The following is a 7,742-nucleotide window of genomic DNA, read 5'->3' as shown; positions in this document are numbered from 1 at the left end:
TTCGCGGGCATGCCCGCTCCCACAGGATCCCCGCCAGCTGAAGGAATGCGCCATACCTGTGTGTCTCGAAAGGGCTGCAAAGCAGCCCCGGGATCTGAAGCTTCAGTAATAGGTCCGTGGCTGCTCGTCGGCCTTGTTCAATACCGTCCCGACCAGGTTCACCCTGGCCAGGTGATGCAGGCAATCCTCGATTTCCTTCCTGTTGTTCATACCGTTGGCCACCACCAGCAGCACACAGTCGAACTTGGGTATCACGGTGATCGCATCGTCAGAGCTGAGCAGCGGCGGCAAATCGAAAATGCAGATGCGCGACTCGTAGCGGTTGCGCAGTTCGCTGATCAGGTTGCTCACTTTGGGCGACGACAGCATTTCGGTAGACAACGGCACCGGTACGCGCGTCGGCAACACCACAAACCGAGGCAAGGTCGGGTTGACCAGGCAGTCCTGCAGCTCGGCCTTGTCCGTCAGGAACTCGTTCAGCGCCTGATCCATGGGCAGGCCCAGGGTGCTGCCGACCTTGGGCCGACGCAGGTCAAAGTCCACCAGCAACGCGGTCTTGGTGGTGTGGTGGGCGATGCTCATGGCCAGGTTGACCGCCAGCACCGTCTTGCCCGCTTCCGGGGTTGGCGAGGTGATGGCCAAAGTTCGCCAGCCATTCTCCTCCATGGTCCTGAGCACTTGCGTGCGCAGCAGGTCGATCGGCCCGTTCATGTGCGAGTTCTTGTTGTAGGCGACGATGCGGTGACGTTCCAGGTGCTCCGCGCGCAGCGGCACCACCTTGGTGTTCACATAATCGAACTGGCCAGGCACTTCCGTCAGCGCCGTACCAGGGGCAGGTGACAAGGCCTGAGGGGTACCCGGAGTAACCGGGTGAAGATTATTGCCAACAGCCGGCTTGGTCCTGTCCATCACTGCTTCCCTATGCAAACCGAGACATGACTTTGAACAACAGCACATCCAGTGGCATGTAGAACACGTGCACCAGCACTACCATGATAGCCGCCAGCGCCAGCGCTGCCAGGATCAGCCAGTTGCGCCAACGCCTGCGCCTGGCCACATCGGCCTTGGTATCGATGTATGGCAGCGCCACCAGCACCCGCCTGCCCAGCAGGTTTTCCAGGGCTCCGACGCCGCGAATACGCTGGTTGAACATTTCCAGCAACATCACCAGCGCACCGCCACCTGCCGGTGCCAGCACCAGACCCAGCGCGGCGATTTTCTTGCGGTTGGGTTTGATCGGTTTCTCGGGCATCAGCGGTGGTTCCAGCAGTACAAAGCGCTCGGCCTTGTTCTCCTGCTCCAGGCTTTCGGTAATCTTCGCGCCCATTTCCTTGGCGCGGATTTCCTCGTACTTCTTGCGCGCGTTGTCGTGGTCACGCATCAAGGTCACCAGGCCACGCTCGACCTGCGGCGCCTCGAGGATCTCGGCCTCATAGCCTTCCATCTTGCGGGTCAACTCGCGCTTCTGCTCGGCCAGTGAAGCAATGCGTTCCTGTGCCGCGCTCATCTTGGCACGCACGCGGGCGACATCGAGGCCGACCGTGGACGCCGCCGCCGTGCGATTGCCACTGGCTTCGAGCGCCTGGATCCTGCGCTTGACCGCCACCACATCGGGGTGGGCTTCCTTGTAGCGGCTCAGCAACTGGGCATACTCGGCCTTCAGGCTGGGCAGGTCCTGGGGCTGTTCGGCACTGGCCGCCCTGGGGCCTTCGCCGGTCTTGGTGGCCAGCCCGGCATTGGCCGCGGACAGTTCCAGTTCCAGGTAACGCAGTTCTTCCTGGGCGGCCTTGTAATCACGGTCGACCTCGCGGAACTCCAGCTCCGACCGCGACAGCATGTTCATGCGCAGGGTCTGGTGCTCGGGCAAGGCATTGGCGTGCGCCTGCTTGAAATCCGCCAGCTGGTTTTCCAGGCTGGCCAGCTCGGCCCCCAGCTTGTTCGCCTCCTGGGTGAGGAACTCGGTGGTTTCATTGGCCCGCTCGGTACGCTGCTTGAGGTTCTCGTTGAGGAACAGCGTCACCAGTTCGTCGGCGACTTCCTTGGCCACTTCCGGCTGCTTGTGCTCGAAGGACACATTGAACGCCACGGTCGCTTCACCGCGCCCGCGCACATAGGTGGTGAGGGTCTCGACCACGACGGCACTGCGCATGTGGTCGATCTTGTCGCTTTCGCTGAAGCGCTTGTCGGGGAACAGGTTGTACTTGCCGATGATGCGCAGCAGGTTCTCGCGGGTCATCACCCGCTGGCGAATGACCTCGATACGCTCATCGGCAAAGCTGGTGTTGTTGGTCGACACCAGCTCGGGCGAAATCTGCTGCGACTCCACCAGGATAGTGCCGGTCGACTGGTAGATCGGCGGCACCATCACTGCGACAGCAACGGTCGCGGCCAGGATGACTACGATGCTCACCCCCAATATCAGGCCTCGATCCTTGATTATGGCGATGTAATCTCTGAGGGAGAGCTCGTAGTCAGACTTCATGGGGCCACCTGCCTGAAGTTCAGATGTCGGGGTACCTGTACGTCAACGTCAAACCCACGATCGTAGCGTTCGCATCGGCTTCGTGATCCTGCTGCCGCTCCTTGTACATCAACGACAGGCGCAGGTCCCAATATGGCGAAAACTGGCGGCTGGCCCACACGCTGTAAGTCTGCAGGGTGTTGGGGGTCTGCCCTTTGCTGTCCTGCCAGGCAGCGTCCGCGCCCACCCGGGTCAGCTCGCTGACGGCGTAACTCCACACACCGCGCACCTGGTCCAGTTCGGCGAAGCCGCCTTCGGCGCTGGCCACCGTGCTGCGTTCGGCGGTGAAGCTGGCGTCGGCGCGCGCACCGGTGTACAGCAGCGCAACCCCACCCTCCCCGCGTTGTCCACCCTCGTCGCCGGAAACCTCGGTGACGCCCACATGCGCATCGGCGCTTAGGCGTTCGGAGAACTGATACTTGACCCCGATCGCCGGGCTGTAGCTGTTCGAGGCCGTCGCCGTCTGGTCCTGCTCGGGCTCATAGCGCCGGGCGCCAAAGCGGCTATACACATCAGCCCGCTCGCTCCAGGCGTAGGTCCAGGTGAACACGTTGCCCAGTTCGTCGTAACCCGTCAGCGTACTGATATCATAACGGGCACGGTTGTACGTGGTTTCGTTGCTCAAGGTGCTGCGTTCGGTAACCGCCTGGCTCCAGTTGCCGGTCAGCGTATACAGCTTTTGCGTGCCATCGGTGGTGACCACGCCAGTATCCAGCACCGTTCCCGACAGCGTCGAACTTTCGTTGTAGCGCGCCAGCAGGCCAAAACGCCCGCGCTCGGTCTGACGCTGCCAGCCCAGGCTTACATCGGGGTCCTCACGATTATCGACCACCGCCGTGTCGGACGAGCGCAATACATGCATGCCCAGCCCCAACCTCAATTCGTCACGGTCGAAGGTACCGATCAGGGTGTAATCCGGCGCGATGATCGTGCGCGTTATGCCCTTTTCACCCGACGACAGCAGCAAGGGGTTGCTGTCGTATTCGACGGATGTCGGTACCACCACCGTAGATTGCCAATTTGCTGCCAGGACCGTGTCCGTAAACGGCAACATCAAGATTGCCGCTGTAATGCTAGTTGTTCTAAGAAGAGGCATTAAGTGTTCTTATTAAAGGCAAGATCAAGGAACGACCAGCGTATCGCCAGCCTGAAGTTGGATGTTGGTGGACATATCCCGGCCAGACACCAGGTCTCTGTATCGCACGGGCAGGATTTTTTGGGAAGCGCCGGTACCGCGGACCACTTTGATTTCGCTTTCATCGGCAAACTTGTCCAGGCCACCCGACATGCTCAGGGCCTGCAGCACTGCGGTAGGGCCCGCCATTTGTACCGCCCCGGGCTTGATCACTTTGCCTTGTACATAGACCAGGTTGCCGGCGATGCTTTTGACAACAACGCTGACGTTCGGGTCAGGGAGGAATTTTTCGAGTTTGGCAGCCACTTGTTTCTCAACTGCCGTTACATCCAGCCCGGCAACATCGATGCGCCCGGCCAGGGGAAAAGTGATACTGCCGTCGGGAAGTACGGTGGCTTCCTGGCGCAGGCTCTCTTCCTGCCACACCGAAACCATCACCACATCGCCGGGGCTGAGCAGGTAGGCGGTACTGTTCGGGTCGGCGTTACCGGCACCGGACCACACCATCAGCATGCAGAATGCAGCAAACATTGAACGCACCATGAGGGTCCCTCCGGCCAAAAGGCCCGACAAAGAGCACTGAATGAGAACAGCACACCAACTCTCGCTCCGCTTCGCGGCATATGCCCGCCGCGATGGCCTCGATTTTCCTGGAGGCCTTACCTTGACGCTGTGCAGCCTGGCTGTGCTGCCTGCAACCGTGGACCTACACGGGCTACTGGCAATATAGCAACGGTTGGGAAATTGACAAGCCAAGCCCCGGGCCGCTGCATCAGGGTAACACTCAGGCTGGCGGACTCAGATCCTTCCACTGTTGGCGACTGCCACGAAGCCAACGACAGCAAATGCAAAGAACCACCCTGCAGTTGAAACAGGAATGATACTGTTCTGATTGATATACGCATCCGCCGCGCGCGCCGCACCACTTAACAGCACCAGCAAAGACATCGACTTGATAATCAGGGCCGTGCGCATACGCCCCTCCTTTAAAGAGGAAAATCAACCATTTGTTGGCGCGGTGTTCGGGAGTTGTTTCGCTGTTGAATTGAGCTTATGGGCACAATGACATTGCGTCAATGATTCGACACTATAATAAAATTCAATCAGCAATGGACGACATCGTCAAAATAACGACGGACAGATTGGCATGAAAGCTCTGCCGACAGTGGCGCCAGCGTTTCATCGGCGAGAAAAAACGTGGGGGCACACGGGCGCCCCCATCATTTACTCGTCTGCGTGGTGTACCACGACCAACAACTGCGCCGGCAGCGGTCCTACCGATCTTAGCCGGTGTGGAATCTGGGCATTGAAATGCAGAGCATCGCCTTGCTCCAGCAGCACCCGCTCGTTCATGAAGTCCACTTCCACCTGCCCGGCATGGACGAACAGGAACTCTTCGCCCAGGTGTTCCTTGAACGTGGGGTCGCTGAACTCCGACGGCGGCTGGATCAGGAACGGCAGCAGGCTGCGCTGGCCGACCTGGCTGGTGAGGGCGGCGTACCCTGGCCCTGCTCCGTCACCCACCAGGGCCTGGCGCTCGCCATGGCGCACCAGGCTGTAGCGGCTCTGGCCGGCCTGCTCTTCGGCGAACAGCTCTTCGACATTGACATTCAGTGCCCGCGCCAGCTTCAGCGCGGTGGCGATCGAGGGGGTGTTCAGGCCGCGTTCGACCTTGGACAGGTAGCTTTTGGTCATGCCGGTCTTGTCGGCCAGCAGTTCCAGGGTCATCCCCAGTTTCTTTCGCAGCAGTTTCAATCGGATAGACATGCGACGCGGGTTCCAGTCTTAAGCAGCCTGGCCATCATACGTGGACTGCCAAGGAAATGCTGGCTTGCCGGCGATGGGCCGCGCAGCGGCCCCCGACTTTACGGCATCACCGGTGGGATGTACTGCAACGTCGTACCCAATGCCCACAGCAACACCAGCACCAGTGGCACGTGCACCAGCAACTGCACGAACGAGAAGCCGATCAGGTCGCGAGCCTTGAGCCCCAGCACACCCAGCAGCGGCAGCATGTAGAACGGGTTGATCAGGTTCGGCAAGGCTTCGGCGGCGTTGTAGATCTGCACCGCCCAGCCCAGGTGATACTGCAGGTCGTTAGCCACCAGCATCACGTAGGGCGCCTCGATGATCCACTTGCCACCACCCGAAGGGATGAAGAAGCCCAGCACCGCCGAATACACGCCCATCAGCACGGCATAGGTGTCATGGGTGGCGATCTGGGTGAAGAACAGCGAAATGTGGTGGGCCAGGGTCTGCTCGTCGACGCCCTTCACCTGGGTGAGGATGGCAGCGATCGAACCATACAGCGGGAACTGGATAAGCACCCCCGTGGTAGTCGGAACCGCGCGCGCCACCGCATCGAGGAAGCTGCGCGGGCGCCAGTGCAGCAAGGCGCCGAGCATGATGAACAACAGGTTGTAGGTGTTCAGCCCGGAAATGGCGGTAATCGCCGGTTTGGTGGCGAACTCCTGGTACAGCCAGCCAGCGGCCAGGGCCACCAGCATCAGGATCAGGATCGGGCTGTGTTCCAGCCACTCGCCCGGGCGGGTGCGCTGGGGTGCCGGTGGCGCGGTGAAGCTGGGGTCGACCCCGCAGTCCTGGGCGCTACGCGCGCTGTTCGGGCCCGGGGCCGTGGCGTAGGCGATGACCAGCGAGACCACCACCAACGCCGCCAACATCACACCGGACTGCCAGAGGAAGATGGTTTCGGTGAACGGGATCACGCCGGTAATCGACAGGATCGACGGTGGCAGGCTGGCCGGGTTGGCCTGCAGTTGCGCCGCCGACGAAGACAGTCCCAGTGCCCACACGGCGCCCAGGCCCAGATAGGCGGCGGCACCGGCGGCGCGGTAGTCCATCTTCAGTTCGGTGCGCCGGGCCAGGGCGCGCACCAGCAGGCCACCGAACACCAGCGACAGGCCCCAGTTGAGCAGCGACGCCAGCATCGAGATCAGCGCCACCCAGCACACCGCCGAACGGCCATTGCCAGGGATGCGTGCCAGGCGGTCGATCAGCCGCGCGGCGGGCGGCGAGCTGGCCACCACATAGCCGCCGATGACTACGAAGGCCATCTGCATGGTGAACGGGATCAGGCTCCAGAAGCCATCGCCAAAGGCCTTGGCGGTGTCGGTCGGCTTGGCGCCCATGGCCAGGGCGCCGATGCCCACCAGCATCACCGCCAGGGCTGCGAATACCCAGGAGTCAGGGAACCAGCGTTCGGCCCAGTTGGAGCAGCGCAAGGCAAAGCGGGCGGAGCGGCTGTCTTGGATTTCAGCGGCCACGGTTCAATTCCTTTTATTGGTTTTATGAGGTGAAGCAGTACTGCCAGACAACGCAAAAACCCTGTGGGCGCGGGCGTGCCCGCGAATGCGTCNNTCGCGGGCACGCCCCCCCCCACAGGGTAGGATCGCATGATGCGTTAGAAGGTCATTTCCTTCACATCATCCGGCACGATCAGCTTGCCGGCGGTCTTCTCGATGATTTCTTCAACGCTCACCCCCGGCGCGGTCTCGCGCAGGATGAAGGCGCCGTCTTCGATTTCCAGGTAGGCCAGGTCGGTCAGCACCTTGCGGATGCAGCCGGCGCCGGTCAGCGGCAGGCTGCACTGCGGCAGCAGCTTGGACTCGCCGTCCTTGGAGGCATGGGTCATGGTGACGATGATGTTCTCGGCGCCGGCCACCAGGTCCATGGCGCCGCCCATCCCCTTCACCAGCTTGCCCGGGATCATCCACGAGGCGATGTTGCCCTGCACATCCACTTCGAAAGCGCCGAGCACGGTCAGGTCGACGTGGCCGCCACGGATCATGGCGAACGACTGTGCCGAATCGAAGATCGAGGCACCGCGGCGGGCGGTGACGGTCTGCTTGCCGGCGTTGATCATGTCGGCATCGATGGTGCCTTCGGTGGGGAATTCGCCCATGCCGAGCAGGCCGTTTTCCGATTGCAGCATCACATCCATGTCGGCGGGTACGTAGTTGGCCACCAGGGTCGGAATGCCGATGCCCAGGTTGACGTAGTAGCCGTCCTTCAGTTCACGGGCGACGCGTTGCGCCATCTGTTCGCGGGTCAGTGCCATGGTCAGGA

At 61.6% G+C, this 7,742-nt stretch carries 8 protein-coding genes; all 8 read right to left on the bottom strand.

The annotated features are described in order from the left end of the window. Positions 1-102: 102 nt before the first annotated feature. The 8 genes from M2S36_RS14115 to M2S36_RS14080 all read right to left on the bottom strand — a co-directional run bounded on the left by M2S36_RS14115 (position 103) and on the right by M2S36_RS14080 (position 7,734). The gene (locus M2S36_RS14115) at positions 103-909 is read right to left on the bottom strand and encodes a CpsD/CapB family tyrosine-protein kinase (protein ID WP_207832710.1); all 807 of its coding nucleotides are present in this window, start codon (positions 907-909) and stop codon (positions 103-105) included. Between the two features lie 10 nt (positions 910-919). Beyond that, a complete protein-coding gene (locus tag M2S36_RS14110) occupies positions 920-2,482 on the bottom strand; it encodes a GumC family protein (RefSeq protein WP_207832708.1) in 1,563 nt (520 codons plus the stop codon). A gap of 19 nt (positions 2,483-2,501) precedes the next feature. Then, positions 2,502-3,617 carry a hypothetical protein gene (locus tag M2S36_RS14105; protein WP_207832706.1) on the bottom strand — a complete coding sequence of 372 codons (1,116 nt, stop codon included), beginning with the start codon at positions 3,615-3,617 and terminating at the stop codon, positions 2,502-2,504. Between the two features lie 24 nt (positions 3,618-3,641). Then, on the bottom strand, positions 3,642-4,199 hold the full coding sequence (locus tag M2S36_RS14100; protein WP_207832705.1) for a polysaccharide biosynthesis/export family protein: 558 nt from the start codon (positions 4,197-4,199) through the stop codon (positions 3,642-3,644). 255 nt (positions 4,200-4,454) lie between these two features. Continuing rightward, on the bottom strand, positions 4,455-4,631 hold the full coding sequence (gene eppA / locus M2S36_RS14095) for an EPS-associated small membrane protein EppA (RefSeq protein WP_170931089.1): 177 nt from the start codon (positions 4,629-4,631) through the stop codon (positions 4,455-4,457). Positions 4,632-4,880: 249 nt separating this feature from the next. After that, positions 4,881-5,423, bottom strand: coding sequence for a helix-turn-helix domain-containing protein (locus M2S36_RS14090; RefSeq protein WP_207832703.1), 543 nt, complete (start codon positions 5,421-5,423; stop codon positions 4,881-4,883). Between the two features lie 98 nt (positions 5,424-5,521). Then, positions 5,522-6,940 (bottom strand): short-chain fatty acid transporter, encoded by a 1,419-nt coding sequence (locus M2S36_RS14085; protein ID WP_207832701.1) that lies wholly within the window; start codon positions 6,938-6,940, stop codon positions 5,522-5,524. A 137-nt stretch (positions 6,941-7,077) separates the two neighbouring features. Continuing rightward, positions 7,078-7,734 carry a CoA transferase subunit B gene (locus tag M2S36_RS14080; RefSeq protein WP_025339254.1) on the bottom strand — a complete coding sequence of 219 codons (657 nt, stop codon included), beginning with the start codon at positions 7,732-7,734 and terminating at the stop codon, positions 7,078-7,080. Positions 7,735-7,742: the final 8 nt, after the last annotated feature.

The sequence above is a fragment of the Pseudomonas sp. SF2 genome (assembly GCF_036858055.1).
Lineage (GTDB): Bacteria > Pseudomonadota > Gammaproteobacteria > Pseudomonadales > Pseudomonadaceae > Aquipseudomonas.
This window is presented reverse-complemented; position numbering and strand designations above follow the sequence as displayed.

What these genes read in the sequence shown, in the direction of transcription:
- M2S36_RS14105 (WP_207832706.1), bottom strand. Translation starts at nt 3,617, where the DNA reads ATGCCTCTTCTTAGAACAACTAGCATTACAGCGGCAATCTTGATGTTG.
- M2S36_RS14100 (WP_207832705.1), bottom strand. Translation starts at nt 4,199, where the DNA reads ATGGTGCGTTCAATGTTTGCTGCATTCTGCATGCTGATGGTGTGGTCC.
- M2S36_RS14090 (WP_207832703.1), bottom strand. Translation starts at nt 5,423, where the DNA reads ATGTCTATCCGATTGAAACTGCTGCGAAAGAAACTGGGGATGACCCTG.
- M2S36_RS14080 (WP_025339254.1), bottom strand. Translation starts at nt 7,734, where the DNA reads ATGGCACTGACCCGCGAACAGATGGCGCAACGCGTCGCCCGTGAACTG.
- eppA (WP_170931089.1), bottom strand. Translation starts at nt 4,631, where the DNA reads ATGCGCACGGCCCTGATTATCAAGTCGATGTCTTTGCTGGTGCTGTTA.
- M2S36_RS14115 (WP_207832710.1), bottom strand. Translation starts at nt 909, where the DNA reads ATGGACAGGACCAAGCCGGCTGTTGGCAATAATCTTCACCCGGTTACT.
- M2S36_RS14110 (WP_207832708.1), bottom strand. Translation starts at nt 2,482, where the DNA reads ATGAAGTCTGACTACGAGCTCTCCCTCAGAGATTACATCGCCATAATC.